General features: G+C 70.6%; 15 protein-coding genes. 8 read left to right on the forward strand and 7 right to left on the reverse strand.

All coding sequences use genetic code 11. The features are described from left to right. Nucleotides 1-26 precede the first annotated feature (26 nt). Nucleotides 27-1,064, reverse strand: coding sequence for a cell division protein ZapE (gene zapE / locus B2W79_RS11980; protein WP_071328674.1), 1,038 nt, complete (start codon nt 1,062-1,064; stop codon nt 27-29). A 144-nt stretch (nt 1,065-1,208) separates the two neighbouring features. On the opposite strand from zapE, the gene B2W79_RS11985 reads away from it, so the two are divergent. Both B2W79_RS11985 and B2W79_RS11990 read left to right on the forward strand, forming a co-directional pair. Then, nucleotides 1,209-2,102 (forward strand): sulfurtransferase, encoded by an 894-nt coding sequence (locus B2W79_RS11985; protein WP_071328675.1) that lies wholly within the window; start codon nt 1,209-1,211, stop codon nt 2,100-2,102. A gap of 18 nt (nt 2,103-2,120) precedes the next feature. Beyond that, nucleotides 2,121-2,552 carry a SufE family protein gene (locus B2W79_RS11990; RefSeq protein WP_071328676.1) on the forward strand — a complete coding sequence of 144 codons (432 nt, stop codon included), beginning with the start codon at nt 2,121-2,123 and terminating at the stop codon, nt 2,550-2,552. Here B2W79_RS11990 and B2W79_RS11995 read toward each other — a convergent pair. Beyond that, complete coding sequence (locus B2W79_RS11995; RefSeq protein WP_292789780.1) at nt 2,536-3,693, reverse strand: alpha/beta hydrolase family protein; 1,158 nt, start codon at nt 3,691-3,693, stop codon at nt 2,536-2,538. The genes B2W79_RS11990 and B2W79_RS11995 overlap by 17 nt on opposite strands. Nucleotides 3,694-3,718: 25 nt before the next feature. On the opposite strand from B2W79_RS11995, the gene B2W79_RS12000 reads away from it, so the two are divergent. The 4 genes from B2W79_RS12000 to B2W79_RS12015 all read left to right on the forward strand — a co-directional run bounded on the left by B2W79_RS12000 (nt 3,719) and on the right by B2W79_RS12015 (nt 8,903). Then, nucleotides 3,719-4,300, forward strand: a complete 582-nt coding sequence (locus tag B2W79_RS12000; protein ID WP_071328678.1) for a DUF3000 domain-containing protein — start codon at nt 3,719-3,721, stop codon at nt 4,298-4,300. Beyond that, entirely contained in the window at nt 4,293-5,486 is a 1,194-nt protein-coding gene (locus B2W79_RS12005; protein WP_292789783.1) for a ribonuclease D, read from the forward strand. Before B2W79_RS12000 ends, B2W79_RS12005 begins: the two co-directional genes overlap by 8 nt. A gap of 73 nt (nt 5,487-5,559) precedes the next feature. Next, nucleotides 5,560-6,765 (forward strand): thiolase family protein, encoded by a 1,206-nt coding sequence (locus B2W79_RS12010; protein WP_292789785.1) that lies wholly within the window; start codon nt 5,560-5,562, stop codon nt 6,763-6,765. Continuing rightward, nucleotides 6,762-8,903, forward strand: a complete 2,142-nt coding sequence (locus B2W79_RS12015) for a 3-hydroxyacyl-CoA dehydrogenase NAD-binding domain-containing protein (RefSeq protein WP_292789787.1) — start codon at nt 6,762-6,764, stop codon at nt 8,901-8,903. Before B2W79_RS12010 ends, B2W79_RS12015 begins: the two co-directional genes overlap by 4 nt. Here the strand turns inward: B2W79_RS12015 and B2W79_RS12020 are convergent, their stop codons facing one another. Genes B2W79_RS12020 through B2W79_RS12030 form a run of 3 tightly spaced genes read right to left on the reverse strand, consistent with a single transcriptional unit; the run spans nt 8,904 to nt 13,105 of the window. Then, nucleotides 8,904-10,568: a GMC oxidoreductase gene (locus tag B2W79_RS12020; protein ID WP_292789789.1), complete on the reverse strand. Its 1,665-nt coding sequence runs from the start codon at nt 10,566-10,568 to the stop codon at nt 8,904-8,906. It lies immediately after the preceding gene. Further along, nucleotides 10,558-11,472 carry a YegS/Rv2252/BmrU family lipid kinase gene (locus tag B2W79_RS12025; protein ID WP_292789791.1) on the reverse strand — a complete coding sequence of 305 codons (915 nt, stop codon included), beginning with the start codon at nt 11,470-11,472 and terminating at the stop codon, nt 10,558-10,560. Before B2W79_RS12025 ends, B2W79_RS12020 begins: the two co-directional genes overlap by 11 nt. Before the next feature lies 1 nt (nt 11,473). Continuing rightward, on the reverse strand, nt 11,474-13,105 hold the full coding sequence (locus tag B2W79_RS12030) for an FAD-binding oxidoreductase (protein WP_292789793.1): 1,632 nt from the start codon (nt 13,103-13,105) through the stop codon (nt 11,474-11,476). Nucleotides 13,106-13,125: 20 nt separating this feature from the next. Here B2W79_RS12030 and B2W79_RS12035 point away from each other — a divergent pair, with 20 nt between their 5' ends. Next, nucleotides 13,126-13,734: a TetR/AcrR family transcriptional regulator gene (locus B2W79_RS12035; RefSeq protein ID WP_292789795.1), complete on the forward strand. Its 609-nt coding sequence runs from the start codon at nt 13,126-13,128 to the stop codon at nt 13,732-13,734. Further along, nucleotides 13,731-15,185 carry a glycerol-3-phosphate dehydrogenase/oxidase gene (locus tag B2W79_RS12040; RefSeq protein ID WP_292789797.1) on the forward strand — a complete coding sequence of 485 codons (1,455 nt, stop codon included), beginning with the start codon at nt 13,731-13,733 and terminating at the stop codon, nt 15,183-15,185. Before B2W79_RS12035 ends, B2W79_RS12040 begins: the two co-directional genes overlap by 4 nt. Nucleotides 15,186-15,211: 26 nt before the next feature. Here B2W79_RS12040 and dxs read toward each other — a convergent pair whose 3' ends face one another. Both dxs and B2W79_RS12050 read right to left on the reverse strand, forming a co-directional pair. Continuing rightward, a complete protein-coding gene (gene dxs / locus B2W79_RS12045) occupies nt 15,212-17,152 on the reverse strand; it encodes a 1-deoxy-D-xylulose-5-phosphate synthase (protein ID WP_071328687.1) in 1,941 nt (646 codons plus the stop codon). 155 nt (nt 17,153-17,307) lie between these two features. Continuing rightward, on the reverse strand, nt 17,308-19,679 hold a 2,372-nt coding region (locus tag B2W79_RS12050; RefSeq protein WP_292789799.1), incomplete at its 5' end, for an aconitate hydratase.

Consider the following 19,679-nt stretch of genomic DNA (forward strand, 5'->3'; position numbering starts at 1 on the left):
ACATCGCGTTACGCGGGCCTGCGGGCTTACGCAGAATGCGTGAGCGCGTTGAGCCGGGAGATGGCGCGCAGGTACTTCTTGCGGTAGCCGCCGGCGAGCATCTCGTCGGAGAACACGGCGTCGAGCCCGAGGCCCGTCGCGAGGATCGGGATCTGGGCATCGTAGACGCGGTCGACGAAGGCGACGAACCGCAGGGCCTCGGACTGGTCGGTGAGCTGACGCACGCCCCGCAGCCCCACCCGGTGCAGGCCGTCGATGAGCCGGATGTAGCGCGAGGGGTGCACCTGCGCCAGGTGCCGGATGAGGTCGTCGAACGCGTCGTCCGACACGGCGCCGTCCGCCGTTGCCCTCTCCACTGCGGCGCCGTACGCCGCGTCGTCCAGCGCCACGGCGTGACCGTCGATCGCGCGCTGCCGGAAGTCGACGCCGTCGATGCGCAGGGTCTGGAAGCTGTCCGACATCGCGTGGATCTCGCGGAGGAAGTCCTGCGCGGCGAAACGCCCCTCGCCGAGCGCGTTCGGCGGCGTGTTGGAGGTCGCCGCGAGCCGGGTCCCGGTGGGCACGAGCTCACCGAGCAGACGCGTCATGACCATGGTGTCGCCCGGGTCGTCGAGCTCGAACTCGTCGATGCAGAGCAGATCGGCGCCCTTCAGGAGGTCGACGGTGTTCTTGTAGCCGAGGGCACCCACCAGGGCGGTGTACTCGATGAACGAGCCGAAGTACTTCCGGCGCGCGGGCATCGCGTGGTAGATCGACGCGAGCAGGTGGGTCTTGCCCACGCCGAAACCGCCGTCGAGGTAGACCCCGGGCTTCAGCTCGGGCTCCTTCTTCGCCCTGCTGAACAGGCCGCCCCGCTTGACGGGGGCGCCGCGTCCGGCGAACCGGAGCAGCGTCTGCTTGGCCTCCTCCTGCGACGGGTAGGCGGGGTCCGCACGGTAGCTGTCGAACGTGGCGTCGTCGAACTGCGGCGGCGGCACCAGGCTCGCGAGCATCTCGGGTCCGCTGACCGTCGGCGTGCGCTCGGTGAGGTGGACGGTTCCGGTGCGGGTGGTCGGGTCGGTCATCACGGTCCTGAATCAGGCAACGGCCTGTGTCGAAGTCTTACGGATCGGGTCCCGGGGGCGCGCGGAGGATCTATCGTCGAAGGGACGGATCCACACTACGCCGTCCGTACCGCCCGCTCGCCCGCTCACCGCTACGGAGACCCCATGGCCATCGAGTTCGACTCCTCCTCCCCCAAGTTCGCCGAGTACGCCGAACCCGGCCGCCTGGTGACGACCGAGTGGCTCGCCGCCCACCTGGGAGAGCCCGGCCTCGTCGTCGTCGAGTCGGACGAGGACGTCCTCCTCTACGAGACGGGCCATATCCCCGGAGCGGTGAAGGTGGACTGGCACACCGAGCTCAACGACCCGGTGGTGCGGGACTACGTCGACGGCGAGGGCTTCGCCGAGCTGCTGAGCCGCAAGGGCATCGCCCGCGACGACACGGTGGTCATCTACGGCGACAAGAACAACTGGTGGGCGGCGTACGCGCTGTGGGTGTTCTCGCTCTTCGGCCACGAGGACGTCCGTCTGCTCGACGGCGGTCGTGACCGCTGGATCGCGGAGGGCCGCGAGCTCACCCGCGAGGCGACGAACCGCCCCGCCACGGAGTACCCGGTGGTGGAGCGCGACGACACGGTCATCCGCGCATACAAGGAGGACGTGCTCGCCCACCTCGGCGCCCCGCTCATCGACGTGCGCTCGCCGGAGGAGTACAGCGGCGAGCGGACCACCGCTCCCGCTTACCCGGAGGAGGGGACGCTGCGGGCCGGCCACATCCCCACCGCGCAGAGCGTGCCGTGGGCGAAGGCCGTCGCCGAGGATGGCGGCTTCAAGAGTCGCGCAGAACTCGACGCCATCTACCGTGACGGCGCCGGGCTGCAGGACGGCGACGACGTCGTGGCCTACTGCCGCATCGGGGAGCGCTCGAGCCACACCTGGTTCGTGCTGAAGCACCTCCTCGGCTTCGAGAACGTCCGCAACTACGACGGCTCGTGGACGGAGTGGGGCAGTGCCGTGCGCGTCCCGATCGTCACGGGCACGGAGCCCGGCACTGTCTGAGGTGGGAGAATGGCGGGGATGAACGCCTCCACCCTGCCCGAGACCCTCGCCGAGATCCGCGACGGATTCCTGGAGACCCCGGAATCGGACCGTCTGCTGCTGCTCCTGGAGTACGCCGACGAGCTGCCTGCCGTCTCCGACGAGGTGGCGGCGCATCCGGAGATGTGCGAGCGCGTCGCGGAATGCCAATCGCCGGTCTACATCTTCGTCGAGGTCCACGACGACGTTGTGACCATGCACGCCACGGCTCCGGAAGAGGCGCCGACGACCCGGGGGTTCGCGAGCATCCTCGTGCAGGGCCTCACCGGACTGACGGCGGACGAGGTCCTGGCGATCCCCGAGGACTACCCGCAGTCGATCGGGCTCACCAAGGCCGTGTCACCGCTGCGGATCGGCGGCATGACCGGCATGCTGATGCGGGCCAAGAACCAGGTCAGGCAGAAGCGCTGAGCCCCTGTGCCGCGAGCCACTCCGTGATGGCCGTGGTCCAGCCCTTCTCGTCGTAGTTCCAGAGCTTGGTGTGCCGGGCGACGGTGAAGCGCGGCATGGTCACGAGGTCCGGCCGCGCCTCCTGCAGGGCGTGCGAGGCGTCCGCGGGGACGAAGCCGTCGTCGTCGCTGTGCAGGATGAGGATCGGCGCCTGCAGCTCGTCGGCCCGCGCGACCATGTCCAGCCGGTCGAACAGGATGGGCTCGTCCGCACCGCTGAGCTTCGCCGTGAGCGGCAGCTGCAGCGCCCCCATCGCGAGGGCGGGCAGAGGTTCGCGGACCCGGGCGACCCGGGCCTGGAAGCGCAGCACGGTGCGCCAGTCCACGACCGGCGACTCGAGGATGATGCCCGCGATGCGATCGCGGTGGCCAGAGTTGACCGCAGCCTGCAACGACACCGCCCCGCCCATGGACCAGCCCATCAGCACGACGCGCTCCGCGCCGTGACGCAACGCGTAGGCGATCCCGGCGTCCACGTCCCGCCACTCCGACGCGCCGAGGGCATAGGCGCCCGCTCGCGTGCGCGGCGCCTCGCCGTCGTTGCGGTAGGACACGACGAGCGTGGGCAGCCCGGCCGCGTGCAGCACCGGCACGGCACGGATGCATTCCGCCCGCGTGGTGCCGCGACCGTGCACCTGGATGACCCAGGTCGAGGATTCCCCGGGGAAGAACCACGCGGGGCACGGTCCGGCCGGAGAGCCGATGAGCACGTTCTCCCAGCGCAGGTGCAGCTCGCTCGGCGACGTGTAGTAGCTTCCGCTGAACGATGCTCCGCGGTCCACCCTGGCTCCGGGTTCGATCTTCGTGAGGAGCTTGCGCCGCACGGTCGTGCTGTCCGCGCTGAGCACCGCGCCGAGCTTGACGTAGCCGTAGGTGCCCGTCGTGAACAGGCCGTACCGCCCAGGCAACTCGGTGTCGAGCGTGCGGCGGAGCTCGATCGTCTGAGCGCCGGTGTCGATCGCGAGGATCTCCGTGTCCTGAATGCGACTGCGCAATGGGATGACGACCCGGCGCGCCACCGCGATCACGAGGACCCCGACGGCAGCGCCCACAGCGAGGAGCGCGGGGACAACGATCGCAACGGCGTGCCTGAGACTCTTCATCGCCTTCCGACTCTAGCCTGTTGCCGTGACCGCACACCCCGAGGCCGGGACGCCCTTCGACGCCGCCGTCGCCGAACTGCGCGCGACCGCGTTCCGCGACGACATCGCGGTCCGTGAGATCCCCACGCCGCAGAATCTGGCCCCCTTCGCGATCGCTCTGTCCGCCGACGTCCGCCCGGGCGAGGACGGCGACTCCGTGTACGGGACCGGACGGTTCATCCTGCTGCACGACCCGCACGAGCCGGATGCCTGGGGCGGCGCCTGGCGCATCGTGATCTTCGCCCAGGCGCCACTCGAGACCGAGATCGGCACCGACCCCCTGCTCGCCGACGTCACCTGGTCGTGGCTCGTGGACGCGCTGGATTCCCGGGACGCGATCTACCACTCCCCGTCGGGCACGTCGACGAAGACGCTGTCGAAGGGATTCGGCGGCCTCGCCGACGAGGGCGATGGCGCCCAGATAGAATTGCGGGCGTCCTGGACTCCGGAGGGCCCGTTCCGACCGCACGTCGAAGCATGGGCCGAGCTGGTCGGAATGCTGGCGGGGCTTCCGCCGGGTTCCGAGGGCATCGCCGTGATCGGCGCGCGAAAGGCTGTACGTGACTGAATACTCCGTGATCTCCGAAACCGAGGAGTTCCGCGCCGCCTGCGCTGCGCTCGCCGCAGGCACCGGCCCGGTCGCCGTCGATGTCGAGCGGGCGTCCGGCTTCCGCTACTCGCAGCGGGCCTATCTGGTGCAGGTGTTCCGGCGCGAGGCCGGGGTGTTCCTGTTCGACCCGCCCGCAATCGGTGACTTCGCTCCCCTGCAGGAGGCCATCGGCGACGTCGAGTGGGTGCTCCACGCCGCCAGCCAGGACCTCCCGTCGCTGCGCGAGCTGCACCTGGAGCCGACGGAGATCTTCGACACCGAGCTCGCGTCCCGCCTGCTCGGTCACGACCGGGTGGGTCTGGCCGCCGTCGTCGAGGACACGCTCGGCATCACCCTGAAGAAGGAGCACTCGGCGGCCGACTGGTCGACCCGGCCGCTGCCCGACTCCTGGTTGGACTATGCCGCGCTGGACGTGCTGCACCTCGTCGACGTCCGCGACGCCCTCGTCGCCGAGCTCGAGGAGCAGGGCAAGACCGTCTTCGCCGCCCAAGAGTTCGCCGCCACCCTGGCCCGAGCCCCGAAGGCCCCGCGCGAAGACCCCTGGCGGCGGCTGAGCGGTCTCCACCAGGTGCGCGGTGCCCGCAATCTCGCCGTCGCCCGCGCGCTGTGGGAGGCACGGGAGATGTACGCGCAGCAGCAGGACATCTCCCCCGGCCGTCTCGTTCCCGACCGCTCTCTCGTCGCTGCGGTCCTCGCCAACCCCGCCTCCAAGCAGGCTCTCGCCGGAGTCAAGGAGTTCCAGGGCCGCGCGAGCCGCACCCAGCTCGACCGCTGGTGGCAGGCGATCGTCGATGGCCGTGCCGCCGAGACGCTGCCGCGCGAGCGTGTGCCGAGCGACGCGCTCCCGCCGCCCCGCGCCTGGGGCGACCGCAACCCGGAGGCGGACGCCCGCCTGAAGGCCGCCCGTCCCGCGGTCGAGGCGGTCGCGGAGGAGCTGGGCATGCCCACCGAGAACCTCCTCACGCCCGAGTACCTGCGCCGGGTCGCGTGGGACGGCCCGGACGCCACGGCGGAAGGGGTCGGCGCCGCGCTCTCCGCGCTCGGAGCCCGCCCCTGGCAGGTTGAACAGACTGCACAGAAGATCGCCGACGCCTTTGTAGAGGCGACGCAATCGCCCGACACCACGTCCGCGACCGCTTCGTAGGTTCGATCCAACCGATTCCTCCCGGTTTCCGGCCGTTCATAGACTGAGGCCACCGCACTAACTTGGAGGCAGAGTGGCCGAGATCTCGGACGTCTTCTTCGTCGATGGAGTGCGCACCCCCTTCGGGCGCGCCGGCGAAAAGGGCATGTACTGGAACACCCGCGCGGATGACCTCGCCGTCAAGGCGACCATCGGCCTGATGGAGCGCAACGCGGCCGTGCCGGCGGACCGCATCGACGATGTCGCCATCGCCGCGACGAGCCAGACCGGCGACCAGGGGCTCACCCTCGGGCGGTCGGTGGCGATCCTCGCCGGACTCCCCCAGACCGTCCCCGGACTCGCGGTCGAGCGCATGTGCGCCGGCGCGATGACGAGCGTGACGACCATGGGCGCCTCGATCGGCGTGGGCATGTACGACCTCGCCCTCGCGGGCGGCGTCGAGCACATGGGGCACCACCCGATCGGCGCGAACGCCGACCCCAACCCGCGTTTCGTGGCGGAGAAGATGGTCGACCCCGGCGCCCTCAACATGGGCGTCACCGCGGAGCGCATCTTCGACCGCTTCCCGCACCTCACCAAGGAGCGCTCCGACCGCTACGGCATGCGCAGCCAGCAGAAGGTGCAGGCCGCCTATGACGCAGGCAAGATCCAGCCGGATCTCGTGCCGGTCGCGATCAAGGGCGCCGACGGCGCCTGGGGCCTGGCCACCGAGGACGAGGGCCGCCGTCCGCAGACCACGATGGAGGACCTCGCCGGTCTCAAGACGCCGTTCCGTCCGCACGGCCGCGTCACCGCCGGGACATCTTCGCCGCTCACCGATGGCGCGACCATGTCGCTGCTCGCCGGCGGCAGCGCCGTCAACGAGCTCGGCCTCGCGCCGAAGATGCGGATGGTCTCGTTCGCCTTCGCCGGCGTGCAGCCGGAGATCATGGGCATCGGCCCGATCCCGTCGACCGAGAAGGCGCTCAAGAAGGCCGGCCTCGACATCTCCGACATCGGGCTCTTCGAGCTCAACGAGGCATTCGCCATCCAGGTGATCTCCCTCCTCGACCACTTCGGCATCGACGACGACGACCCCCGGGTGAACCCGTGGGGCGGCGCGATCGCGGTCGGCCACCCGCTGGCCGCTTCCGGCGTCCGGCTCATGATCCAGCTCGCGGCGCAGTTCGCGGAGCGCCCCGACGTGCGCTACGGCCTGACGGCGATGTGCGTCGGTCTCGGCCAGGGCGGCTCGGTCATCTGGGAGAACCCGCACTACGACGGAAAGAAGAAGAAGTGAGCTACGACGACGTCGACTTCTCGCCCATCCAGGCGCTCACCGAGGGAGAGGTCGTCACGCACTCCCCCGTGCGCGACATCCGCCTCGCCTCGGGCAAGGTCCTCGCCCTGATCACGCTGGACAACGGTCGTGACCACACCCGCCCGAACACCCTGGGCCCGGCCACCCTCACCGAGCTCGGCGCGACGCTGGACGGCCTCAAGGCCCGCGCGGCGGCCGGCGAGATCCAGGCGGTCGGCATCACCGGCAAGCAGTACATCATGGCCGCCGGCGCCGACCTCTCGGACATCAGCAAGGTCGGATCGCGCGACAACGCGCGTCTGATCGCCCAGCTCGGCCACAAGGTGCTCGGGAAGCTGAGCGAGCTCGGCGTGCCGTCGTTCGCGTTCGTGAACGGCCTGGCGCTGGGCGGTGGGCTGGAGATCGCCCTGAACTCCACGTACCGCACGGTCGACGCCTCGGCCGCGGCCGTGGCGCTCCCCGAGGTCTTCCTCGGCATCATCCCCGGGTGGGGCGGCGCCTACCTGCTGCCGAACCTCATCGGCATCGAGAACGCCCTCGAGGTGGTCATCTCCAACCCGCTCAAGCAGAACCGCATGCTGAAACCCCAGCAGGCCTTCGACCTCGGCATCTTCGACGCCATCTTCCCTGCCGCGACCTACCTGGAGAACTCTCTCGCCTGGGCGGACGCGGTCCTCGGCGGCAAGAAGGTCGTGCGAAAGAACGAGCCCGGCAAGATCGAGCGCCTCACCAAGTGGCCGATCGCCATCAAGATGGCCCGCGGCATGCTGGAGTCGAAGATCGGCACCGTGCCGAAGTCGCCGTACGCCGCCCTCGAACTGCTCGACAAGGCGAAGAGCGGCACCAAGGCGGAGGGCTTCGCCCGCGAAGACGAGGCGCTGGCGGAACTCGTGACCGGCGATCAGTTCGCGGCCTCGATGTACGCGTTCGACCTCGTGCAGAAGCGCGCGAAGCGTCCGGTCGGCGCCCCCGACAAGGAGCTCGCGAAGAAGGTCACCAAGGTCGGCATCATCGGTGCGGGCCTCATGGCCAGCCAGTTCGCGCTGCTGTTCGTGCGCAAGCTCCAGGTGCCGGTGCTCATCACCGACCTCGACCAGGCGCGCGTCGACAAGGGTGTCGCCTACATCCACGAGGAGATCGGCAAGCTGGAGACCAAGGGCCGGGTGGACGCGGACACCGCGAACAAGCTGCGCGGCCTCGTCACCGGCACGACCGACAAGAGCCTCTACGCGGACTGCGACTTCGTCATCGAGGCGGTCTTCGAAGAGGTCGGCGTCAAGCAGCAGGTCTTCGGCGAGATCGAGAAGATCATCGCGGAGGACGCGGTGCTCGCCACCAACACCTCGTCGCTGTCGGTCGAGGAGATCGGCGCGAAGCTGGCCCACCCGGAGCGGCTCGTCGGCTTCCACTTCTTCAACCCGGTCGCGGTCATGCCGCTGATCGAGATCGTGAAGACGCCGGCGACGGCGGACACAGCACTGTCGACCGCGTTCGTCGTCGCCAAGAACCTCGGCAAGAACGCGGTGCTCACCGCCGACGCCCCGGGCTTCGTGGTGAACCGTCTGCTCGCGAAGGTTATGGGCGAGGCGGCGCGCGCCGTCTACGAGGGCACCCCGATCGCTGACGTCGAGAAGGCGTTCGCGCCGCTCGGCCTGCCGATGGGTCCCTTCCAGCTCATCGACCTCGTCGGCTGGAAGGTCGCCGCGCACGTGCAGGACACGATGGTGCGCGCGTTCCCCGACCGGTTCTACGCCAACGAGAACTTCCACGCCCTGGCCGAGCTCGACCAGGTCGTGGAGAAGGACAAGGGCGGCCGGGTGGTCGGCTGGACGAAGCAGGCCGAGAAGGTCCTCGCTCCGGCGGTCGGCAAGAGCCCGGCGTCCGCCGCCACGATCCTGCAGCGCGTACAGGACGGGCTCGCGACCGAGATCAAGCGGATGCTCGACGAGGGTGTGGTCCCGGAGGTCGAGGACATCGATCTGTGCCTCATCCTGGGCGCGGGCTGGCCGTTCATCGATGGTGGGGCGTCGCCGTACCTCGACCGCGAGGGGGCGTCCGAGCGCGCGTTCGGCGGCTCGTTCCACACGCCGCAGATCCGCGGTATCGAGAGCCGCTGATCACATCTCCGCAGGGGGTCGCGCCGAAGGCGTGGCCCCCTGTGTCGTCCCCGGCGTCGGCCGGGGATCCGGCTCCCCGCGTCGTGGCCAGTGCGACAGGGCGTGCTCCGCGAGGGCGGTGATGGTCAGGGACGGGTTCACCCCCGGATTGGCGGGCACGGCGGCTCCGTCGACGACATGCAGTCCGGGGTGTCCCCAGACGCGCTGATACTCGTCCACGACGCCGTGCTCCGGCGAAGCGGAGATGACCGCCCCGCCGAGGAAGTGCGCGGTGAGCGGGATCCCGAAGACCTCCGGCCAGGATCCGCGCGCCTCGGTGGGCACTCCGCCCTCGCGCTGCAGGCGGGCGGCGATGGCACGGGCGGCACGATGCGCCTCGGGGAGGTGGCTGGGGTTCGGTGCGCCGTGCCCCTGGGCGCTCGTGAGCTGCACGCGCCCGAAGCGCCGCCGCAGCGACAGCGTGAGCGAGTTGTCGGCGGTCTGCATGACGAGCGCGATGATCCCCCGCTCGCTCCAGCGTCGGAGAGAGGCAAGGCGCAGGGCCCGCGCGGGACGGCGCAGCACCTGCCCCGCGAGTGCGACCAGGCGACCCGGCAGGGCGCGGTCACCGGGGACCAGCACGGTGGCGAGAGCGCCCATCAGGTTCGATCCCGGACCGTAGCGGACGTTCTCGACGTGGGTGCGCTCGTCCACGTGGAACGAGGTCGTGATCGCCACGCCGCGCGCCAGTTCCACCCCGTCGGGCACTCGGACGGCGACGGCCCCGTCCAGGGCCTCCGAGTTGGTCCGCGTGAGCCGGCCCACGGCGTCGGAGATCCGTGGCAGCGCTCCGGCGTCCTTCATCCGGTGCAGGAGCTGTTGCGTGCCCCAGGTCCCCGCGGCCAGCACGACCTCTCGTGCGGTGACGGTCTGCTCCCGCCGGCGGAACCAGGCCCCGCTGCGCCGCGTCGTGACGGAGAAGCCGCCGTCCGACAGCTCCCGCACCTCGGTGACGGTGCGCAGCGGCTCGATGACCGCTCCGCGGCGCTCGGCGAGGGCGAGGTAGTTCTTCACCAGGGTGTTCTTGGCACCGACGCGGCAGCCGACCATGCAGTTACCGCAGAGCGTGCATCCCGTGCGATCCGGACCCTCGCCCCCGAAGAACGGATCGGCGACCCGCTTCCCGGGTTCACCGAACCATACGCCGACCGGAGCTCGGCGAAAAGTCGCGCCCACCCCGAGGTCCTCCGCGGCTCCGGCCATGATCCGCTCCACCGGACCCTCGTGCGGGTAGCGCTCCACCACACCGAGCATGCGCCTGGCCGTGGCATAGTGCGGTGCCAGCGCCGCGCGCCAGTCTCGGATCGACGCCCATTGGGGGTCGGCGAAGAACGCCGCGCCCGGTTCGTACAGCGTGTTCGCGTAGTTGAGCGACCCCCCGCCCACGCCTGCACCGGCGAGGATCATGACGTGCGGCAGCCGATGGACGCGCTGCACCCCGAAGCACCCGAGCGCCGGGGCCCAGAGGTAGCGACGCACGTCCCAGCTGGTCTTCGCGAAGTCCTCGTCGGCGAAGCGCCGCCCGGCCTCGAACACGCGGACGCGGTAGCCCTTCTCCGTGAGTCGGAGCGCCGCGACGGAGCCGCCGAAGCCCGACCCGACGATGACGACGTCCTCATCGAACATGCGCGTCCTTCCGCTCCGCCCGAGTCATGACGGTCAGTGCCCCCGCGCGGATCGAGATCGTGCAGGAATCCTCCCCCACGCGCTCGCCGTCTGCGTAGGCCACGAGGCCCGGAGCGGAGACCGTGACGGTGCCGGCGCGCAGGTGCTGCACTTCGGGCCGTGCGAGGTGTGTCCCGCGCAAGAGGAGCGGGAACAGGCGCACCAGCCGGAGGCGGCCCAGGGGCCCCACGGCGACGACGTCGAGGGCGCCGTCGTCCGGGGCCGCCCCCACGCAGACCGGCATCCCCCCGCCGTAGCTGGCCGTGTTCCCGACCGCCACGAGGATGCCGCGGGCCGGGGTCACCGGGCCGTCATCGGCACGGATCGTGAAATCGAGGGGACGCAGCCGGATGAGCTCGATCAGCAGCGCGAGGTAGTACCGCAGCGCGCCGGAGGGCCAGCGGAGGCGGTTGGTGCGATCGCTCACCCGGGCGTCGAACCCCAGAGCCGCCACGGTGAGGAAGAGGGAAGTGCCCGTCGACGTCCGCACCTCGCCGATGTCGATGGCGCGGGGCACGCCGGTCAGCGCGAGCTCGACCGCCTTCGCCACGTCCGCGCGCGGCAGCCCGAGGGCGCGCGCCAGGTCGTTCCCGGTGCCGGCGGGGACGACCGTGACCGGGATGCCCGCGGCGCACACGAGTTCGAGGATGCCCGAGAGGGTGCCGTCGCCGCCGACCACGACGAGTCCGTCCGGTGCCGCGTCCAGGGCCACTGCGGCCAGCCGCCTCGTGTCGGCAGCAGAACGCCCGGCGTACACGCGCACGTCCGCGCCGCACCGTCGGAGGTGAGCGAGCGCGTCGTCCGCGACCCGCTGCCCGCGGCCCTTGCCGGACAGCGGGTTCGACAGCACCGCGATGTGCCCCATCTCAGACGGTCGTCCCGATCGGGACATCGGCGAGGACTGCGCCCGGGTTCATGATGCCGCGAGGATCGAGCTCCCGCTTCACGGCCGTGAGGATCCGCACTCCGGTGTCCCCGATCTCCTGCGCGAGCCAGGGGGCGTGATCGCGACCCACGGCGTGATGGTGGCTGATCGTCCCGCCGTTCGCGAGGATCGCGTCGTTCACCCTGCCCTTCACGACGGTCCAGGCGCCGAGCGGATCCTGTCGCAGCCCGGCGAGCACCGTGAAGTAGAGGGACGCGCCGGTCGGGTACACGTGGGAGACGTGACACATGACGTACGAGCGGGCGTCCGCCGCGTCGAAGCCGTCCCGCAGCGCCCCCTCGACCGCTTCCTTCAGAGTGCGCAGGTTCGACCAGGTGGTCGCGGTCTCCAGCGTCTCGCAGAACACCCCGGCGTCGAGCAGAGCATCGCGCAGATACGGACCGTCGAAGCGTCCCGCCGCCCATTCCTCCGCGTCGCCGGTGCCCGCGGACCGGCCGCCGACCTCGGCGAGGATCTCCGCGGTCCGGTCCCGGCGCGCTGCGGCGTCGTCGCCTTCGAACACCGTCACGACGCTCGCCCCCTTCGCGAGAGCCTTCCCGATCCGGCCGACCTGGGCGAGGCTCACAGCGGTCTCGGCTTCATCCGAGAGCCGGATGACCGTGGGGCCGGCCCCCTGCTGGACGACCCGGCGGAGCGCATCGGCCCCGCGATCGAAATCGGGAAAGGTCCACGACTCGAAGATCCGCACGGTCGGTACCGGGTGCACTCGGACGCGGACCTCCGTGATCACGCCGAAGATCCCCTCGGACCCCAGGAAGAGGCGGAGGAGATCGGGCCCCGCCGCCGATCCCGGCGCGCGGCCGAGGTCGAGGTCTCCCGTCGGCGTCGCGACGCGGATCCCCGTCACCATCGCGTCGAAACGCCCGTTGCCCGCGGAGTTCTGCCCGGAGGATCGGGCGGCGGCGAAGCCGCCGATGGTCGCGTACCGGAAGCTCTGCGGGAAGTGCCCCAGCTCGAACCCGTGCGCCGACAGCAGCGCTTCGGCTTCGGGTCCGGTGGTACCTGCCGCGAGGGTCGCCTCGCCGCTCACTTCGTCGAGCCGGAGCAGCCCGGAGAGCCGGCGCAGATCCAGGCTGAGCACCGCGCGATGCGGGCCGGTCTCCGGGTCCAGCGCCCCGACCACGCTCGTTCCTCCACCGAAGGGGATCACGGCGATCCCGCGCTCTCCCGCCAGCGCGAGGCAGGCGCACACGGCGTCATGGTCCGCGGGGAACACGACGGCGTCGGGCGCATCCTGCTCGACAGCCCGCCGCCGCAGGAGATCGGGGGTGGAGCGCCCCCCGGCATGCCGGAGGCGCGCCGACGACGTGGCGTCGACAGCGTCGGGACCGACCGCCGCCACCAGCGCGTCGAGATCAGCGGCCGTCAGCCGGGAGGGCCGCACACGCACGTCATCCAGAGCGGGCGGACGCGGCCGGCGGGGAACACGGCCGAGCAGCAGGGGCAGCAGGCCGCGGACCGCGAGAGGGAGGTCCTTCGCCCGTTCCGGGTCGCCCCAGCCGTTCCAGCGCATCTCGGGCCTGTCGGCTCCTCTGCCGTTCCGCTGCTCCATGGGTTACAGTGTGACACATCATGGAAGAACGTCAACCTTCGGATGTTCCCTCGGAAGCCTTCCCTCCCGCCTGGGATGCCACGCAACGCCGAGTCCTCGACGCGGCGGACGACCTGCTCGTCCGCAGCGGTGTCCACGGCGTGACCATCGCCGCACTCGCCCGGCGCTCCGGCCTCAGCCGCCCGACCATCTACCGGACCTGGCGTGATGCCGACGACGTCGTCCGTTCCGCGCTCCTCCGGCGCGTCGCCACCCTCCTCCAGGAGTTCCCCAAGAAGGTCGACTCCCGGGATGCGCTCGTCGCCGACGTGCTCCGGTTCACCTCCCTCTTCCGCGCCGATCCGGTATACGGGCATCTCCTCGACGAGGAGCCCGAGGCGTTCACCCGCTATACGCTGCACCGGGTGGGCTCCAGCCAGCGACTCATCCTCCGGTGGCTGGCCGACGCGATCGCAGCGGCACAGGCCCAGGGCTCGGTGCGCGCGGGCGAACCCGGCGAGATCGCCGTCATGCTGCTCCTGATCGCCCAGTCCGCCGTCCTCTCGCACGGCACGGTGGCCGACCTCATCGACGAGCAGGCGTGGGAACGCGAGCTCCGCGCCGCGCTGGACGGACACCTGCGGCCATGACCGCCGCCTCGACCGCCCTCCACGCGGCGCGCCGCGGAAGCGACCTCGCGGCCGCGGCCGCCGACACGTGCGACCTCCTCGTGGTCGGCGGCGGGATCACCGGGACGGGCGTGGCCCTGGACGCCGCATCACGCGGGCTTCGCGTGACCCTCATCGAGGCGGAGGACCTCGCCTTCGGGACGAGCCGGTTCAGTTCGAAGCTCGTCCACGGCGGCCTGCGGTACCTCGCGACGGGCGACGTGGCGACGGCACGCGAGAGTGCACGGGAGCGGCATCTGCTGATGTCGGTGATCGCGCCGCACCTCATCCGTCCGCTCGGACAGCTTCTCCCGTTCGCCCCGGGCGTCAGCGGCCGCCAGCGCGGGGCCGGCGCGGCGGGGATGGCCATGGGCGACCTCCTCCGCCTGCAGGCGCGCACGAGCGGGAAGGTCCTGCCTGGCCCTCACCCCGTCGGGACGGCGAGAGCGCTGCGCCTCTTCCCCGCTCTGAATCCCCGCGGCCTGCGGGGTGGCATGGTCACGTACGACGGCCAGCTGTCCGATGACGCGGCCCTCGTCGTGGCTGTCGCACGCACGGCTGCCGGTCTCGGCGCGCGGATCCTCACGCGAATCCGCGCCGAGCGGCTGCACGCCGACGGAGCCACGGCGACGGACATGCTCACCGGCGAACGCATCGAGATCCGGGCACGGGCCGTCGTCAACGCCACCGGAGTCTGGGCGGCGACCCTGGACGACGGCCTCACGCTGCGCCCGAGCCGCGGCACCCACATCGTCCTCGACGCCGCCGACCTCGGCCGCCCGACCGCCGCGCTCACCATCCCTCTCGAAGGCTCCATCAGCCGCTACGTGTTCGCCCTGCCGCAGCGCGGCGGGCGTGTCATCGTCGGGCTCACGGATGTCGACGCACCGGGGCCCATCCCCTCCGTCGCCGAACCCACCGAGGCGGAGATCGCCTTCCTCCTGGAGACCCTGAACCGCCTGCTCGCGGTGCCGCTGGCGCGGGACCGCGTCCGCGGGGCGTTCGCCGGCCTCCGCCCGCTCGTCGACACCGGAGCGGCTGAGACCGCGGACGTCTCCCGTCGGCATCTCGTGCGCACCTCCACGTCGGGCGTCGTCTCCGTTCTCGGCGGCAAGCTGACGACCTACCGTCGGATGGCCGAGGACGCCGTCGACCTGGCGGTGCGGCAACGCGGTCTCCGCGCCGGCCCCAGCAGCACCGCGTCCCTGCGCCTGATCGACGATCCCGCACCGATCGGCCCGCAGGACGCCGTCGTCGAGGGAGCCCCTCTCTCCCGCGCCGCCATCGAGCACGCCGTCCGGTTCCAGGGCGCCCTCACCGCAGCCGATGTGCTGGACCGCCGCACGCGGGTCGGTCTCGTCCCCGACGAGCGCGCCCGCGCCTTCACCGCAGTGGAACAGATCGTCGGCGAGACGGTGGCCGACCTCCGCTGACGACGGGAGTCCTGCTCGGGACCGCGTCAGTGGCGCTCGTGCAGCGGGAGCTCGATCGCGCCGGTCTCGCCGGCGTGGCGGGCCTTCGGGATCCGGGTGCCCAGCACCTGCGCCACGACGTCCTGGGCGATCTTCGAGGCGGTGAGCCCCGCGTCGGCGAGGATCTGATCGCGCGACGCGTGGTCGATGAACTCGTCGGGAAGGCCCAGCTCGTCGACGGCCGTGTCGATGCCCGCCTCGCGGAGCACCTGCCGGACGCGCGTGCCGATGCCGCCCACGCGAATGCCGTCCTCCAGGGTGATCACCAGGCGGTGCCGCGCCGCGAGCTCGACGACCGAGGGCTGCACGGGGATCGCCCACCGCGGGTCGATCACGGTGGCACCGATGCCCTGGGCGCGCAGCCGGTCGGCCACGTCCAGAGCCAGGGCGGCGAACGGACCGATGGCGACGATGAGGACGTCTTCGCCCTCGCCGCGGGCCAGCACGTCCACGCCGTCCGAGAGGCGCTCGAGCGCCGGCAGATCGGCGGAGACATCGCCCTTCGGGAAGCGGATGACGGTCGGAGCGTCCTCGACGGCGACGGCTTCGTCGAGCGCCTCCGTCAGTCGTGCACCGTCACGGGGTGCGGCGATGCGGATGTGCGGCACGATCTGCAGCATGGCGAGATCCCACATGCCGTGGTGGCTGGGGCCGTCGGGACCCGTGACGCCGGCCCGATCGAGCACGAAGGTCACACCGGCGCGGTGCAGCGCGACGTCCATCAGCACCTGGTCGAATGCCCGTCCCATGAACGTGGCGTAGACGGCGACGACCGGATGCAGGCCGCCGTACGCGAGTCCGGCGGCCGAGGCCACCGCGTGCTGCTCGGCGATGCCGACATCGTAGACACGGTCCGGGAAGCGCTCCGCGAAGGGGGCGAGGCCGGTGGGCCGGAGCATGGCCGCGGTGATCGCGATCACGTCCGAGCGCCGCTCCCCGACCTTCACGAGGGCATCGGAGAACACGTCGGTCCATCCGCGGCCGCCCGAGGACAGGGTCTCCCCCGTCGTGGGATCGATCTTGCCGACCGCATGGAACTGGTCGGCCTCGTCGTCGCGGGCCGGCTGGTAGCCGCGGCCCTTCTCGGTGATCGCGTGCACGATGACCGGTGCGCCGTACGACTTCGCCAGCTCCAGGGTCTCCAGCAACGCCGGAAGGTCATGCCCGTCGACCGGACCGAGGTACTTGATGTCGAGGTTGGAGTACAGGGCTTCGTTGTTGGTGAACCGGGAGAGGAAGCCGTGGGTGCCGCCGCGCACGCCGCGGAACACGGCGCGGCCCACCGGCCCGAACGCGCGGAAGAGGCGATCGGACTTGTGGTGGAGGTCTTTGTAGGCCGCCGCGGTGCGGACCCGGTTGAGGAACCGCGACATGCCGCCGATGGTCGGCGCATACGAGCGGCCGTTGTCGTTGACGACGATGACGAGGTTGCGGTCGTTGTCGTCGGAGATGTTGTTCAGCGCCTCCCACGTCATCCCGCCGGTCAGCGCTCCGTCGCCGACCACCGCGACGACGTGTCGGTCCGCGCGCCCCGTCGCGGTGAGCGCCCGGGACACACCATCGGCCCAGCTCAGCGAGCTGGAGGCGTGGGAGGACTCGACGACGTCGTGGGGGCTCTCCGCCCGCTGCGGGTAGCCCGCGAGGCCGTCCCGGACGCGCAGCTTAGAGAAGTCCTGACGACCGGTGAGGATCTTGTGGACGTAGGACTGGTGGCCGGTGTCGAAGATGAAGGGATCGTCCGGAGACGAGAACACGCGGTGCAGGGCGATCGTCAGCTCCACGACGCCGAGGTTCGGACCGAGGTGACCGCCCGTCTGCGAGACGTTCTCGACGAGGAAAGCCCGTATCTCCGCAGCGAGTTCTTCCAGTTGCTCCGGCGAGAGCCGATCAAGATCGCGCGGTCCAGAGATGCTCGGAAGAATGGGCATCTGCGCCTCCTCACAGGCCTCGGCGGTGCGCCCGAACGGGTGCGGACACGCTCTCGATCCTACCGCTCGGAGCCGGGAATCCCCCGAGGGCGGCAGACCCTTGACATGCCGAAGGGGCCCGTGTCCGTGGACACGGGCCCCTTCGTCGTCGTGGCTCAGACGAGCGAGCGCAGCACGTACTGCAGGATGCCGCCGTTGCGGTAGTAGTTCGCCTCACCGGGGGTGTCGATGCGGACGACCGCGTCGAACTCGACGGTCTGCTTGCCCTCCGGCGAGTGCTCGCTCGGGGTGGCGGTGACCTTGACCGTCTTCGGGGTGACGCCGTTGTTGAGCTCTTCGAGCCCCGTGATCGAGACGATCTCGGTGCCGTCGAGGCCCAGCGACTCCCAGCTCTCGCCGGCGGGGAACTGCAGCGGGACGACGCCCATGCCGATGAGGTTGGAGCGGTGGATGCGCTCGAAGCTCTCCGTGATCACGGCCTTGACGCCCAGGAGGCTCGTGCCCTTGGCGGCCCAGTCGCGCGACGAGCCGGAGCCGTACTCCTTGCCGCCGAAGACGACCAGCGGGGTGCCCTGCTCGGCATAGTTCATGCACGCGTCGTAGATGTACGACTGCGGGCCGTCCGGCTGCGTGAAGTCGCGGGTGTAGCCGCCCTCGACGACCTGTCCGTCGTTCACGGCCGAGACCATGAGGTTCTTCAGACGGATGTTCGCGAAGGTGCCGCGGATCATGACCTCGTGGTTGCCGCGACGCGAGCCGAAGGAGTTGAAGTCCTTGCGGTCGACGCCGTGCTCCGTGAGGTACTGGGCCGCGGGGGTGCCCGGCTTGATGTTCCCGGCGGGCGAGATGTGGTCGGTGGTGACCGAGTCGCCGAGCGTCGCCATGACGCGCGCGCCCTCGATGTCCTTCACCGGGGTGAGCTCCATCTTCATGCCGTCGAAGTACGGGGCCTTGCGCACGTAGGTCGAGTTCTCGTCCCACTGGAACGTGTCGTCGTCCGGCGTGGGCAGGTTGCGCCAGCGCTCGTCACCGTCGAACACGGTGGCGTACTGCTTGATGAACTGGTCGCGCGAGATCGACGAGTCGACGATCTCCTGCACCTCGTCCGGCGAGGGCCAGATGTCCTTGAGGAACACGTCGTTGCCGTCCGGGTCCTTGCCGAGCGCGTCGGTCTCGAAGTCGAAGTGCATCGAACCGGCGAGGGCGTACGCGATGACCAGCGGCGGGCTGGCCAGGTAGTTCATCTTCACATCCGGGCTGATGCGACCCTCGAAGTTGCGGTTGCCCGAGAGGACGGCCGTGACCGCGAGGTCGTGCGAGTTGATCGCCTCGGAGACCTCTTCGATCAGCGGGCCGGAGTTTCCGATGCAGATGGTGCAGCCGTAGCCGACCGTGTAGAAGCCGAGACCCTCGAGGTCCTTGTCCAGACCCGACTTCTCGTAGTAGTCGGTGACGACCTTCGAGCCGGGGCCGAGCGTGGTCTTGACCCACGGCTTCTGCTTGAGGCCCTTCTCCCGCGCCTTGCGGGCGAGGAGACCGGCGGCGATCATGACCGACGGGTTGGACGTGTTGGTGCACGACGTGATGGCGGCCAGGGTGACGGCGCCGTTGTCGAGCGTGTACTTCTCGCCCTCCGGAGTCGTGACCGGGACGGGGTTCGACACGTTGGCCGGCGCACCGCTGCTGATGTGCACGGGGCGCGTGGTCGGCTCCTCCTCGCCGGGGACCTGACCGGGGTCGGACGCCGGGAAGGAGTGCTTGGACTCGAGATCGACGATGTCGTCGCTGGTCGAGGCCGTGGCGTAGTTCAGGATGTCCTGCTCGAACTGCGTCTTCGCCTCGGAGAGGAGGATGCGGTCCTGCGGGCGCTTCGGGCCGGCGATCGACGGGACGACCGTGCTCAGGTCGAGCTCCATGTACTCGCTGAAGACCGGCTCGTGGGAGGCGTCGTGCCAGAGCTTCTGCTCCTTGGCGTAGGCCTCCACCAGCGCGACGGCCTCGTCGCTGCGGCCGGTGAGGCGCAGGTAGTCGAGGGTGACGTCGTCGATCGGGAAGATCGCGGCGGTCGAGCCGAACTCGGGCGACATGTTGCCGATCGTCGCGCGGTTCGCGAGCGGGACCGAGGCCACGCCCTCGCCGTAGAACTCGACGAACTTGCCGACGACGCCGTGCTTGCGCAGCATGTCGGTGATGGTCAGCACCACGTCGGTCGCGGTCACGCCGGCGGGGATCTCACCCGAGAGCTTGAAGCCGACGACGCGCGGGATGAGCATCGACACGGGCTGGCCGAGCATCGCGGCCTCGGCCTCGATGCCGCCGACGCCCCAGCCGAGCACGCCCAGTCCGTTGACCATCGTCGTGTGCGAGTCGGTGCCGACACAGGTGTCGGGGTAGGCCTGGAGGACGCCCCCGTTGGTGCGGTCGTAGATGACCTTCGCCAGGTGCTCGATGTTCACCTGGTGGACGATGCCGGTGCCGGGGGGCACGACCTTGAAGTCCTGGAACGCGGTCTGGCCCCAGCGGAGGA

It is taken from the genome of Microbacterium sp. UBA7513 (assembly GCF_002478345.1).
Lineage (GTDB): Bacteria > Actinomycetota > Actinomycetes > Actinomycetales > Microbacteriaceae > Microbacterium.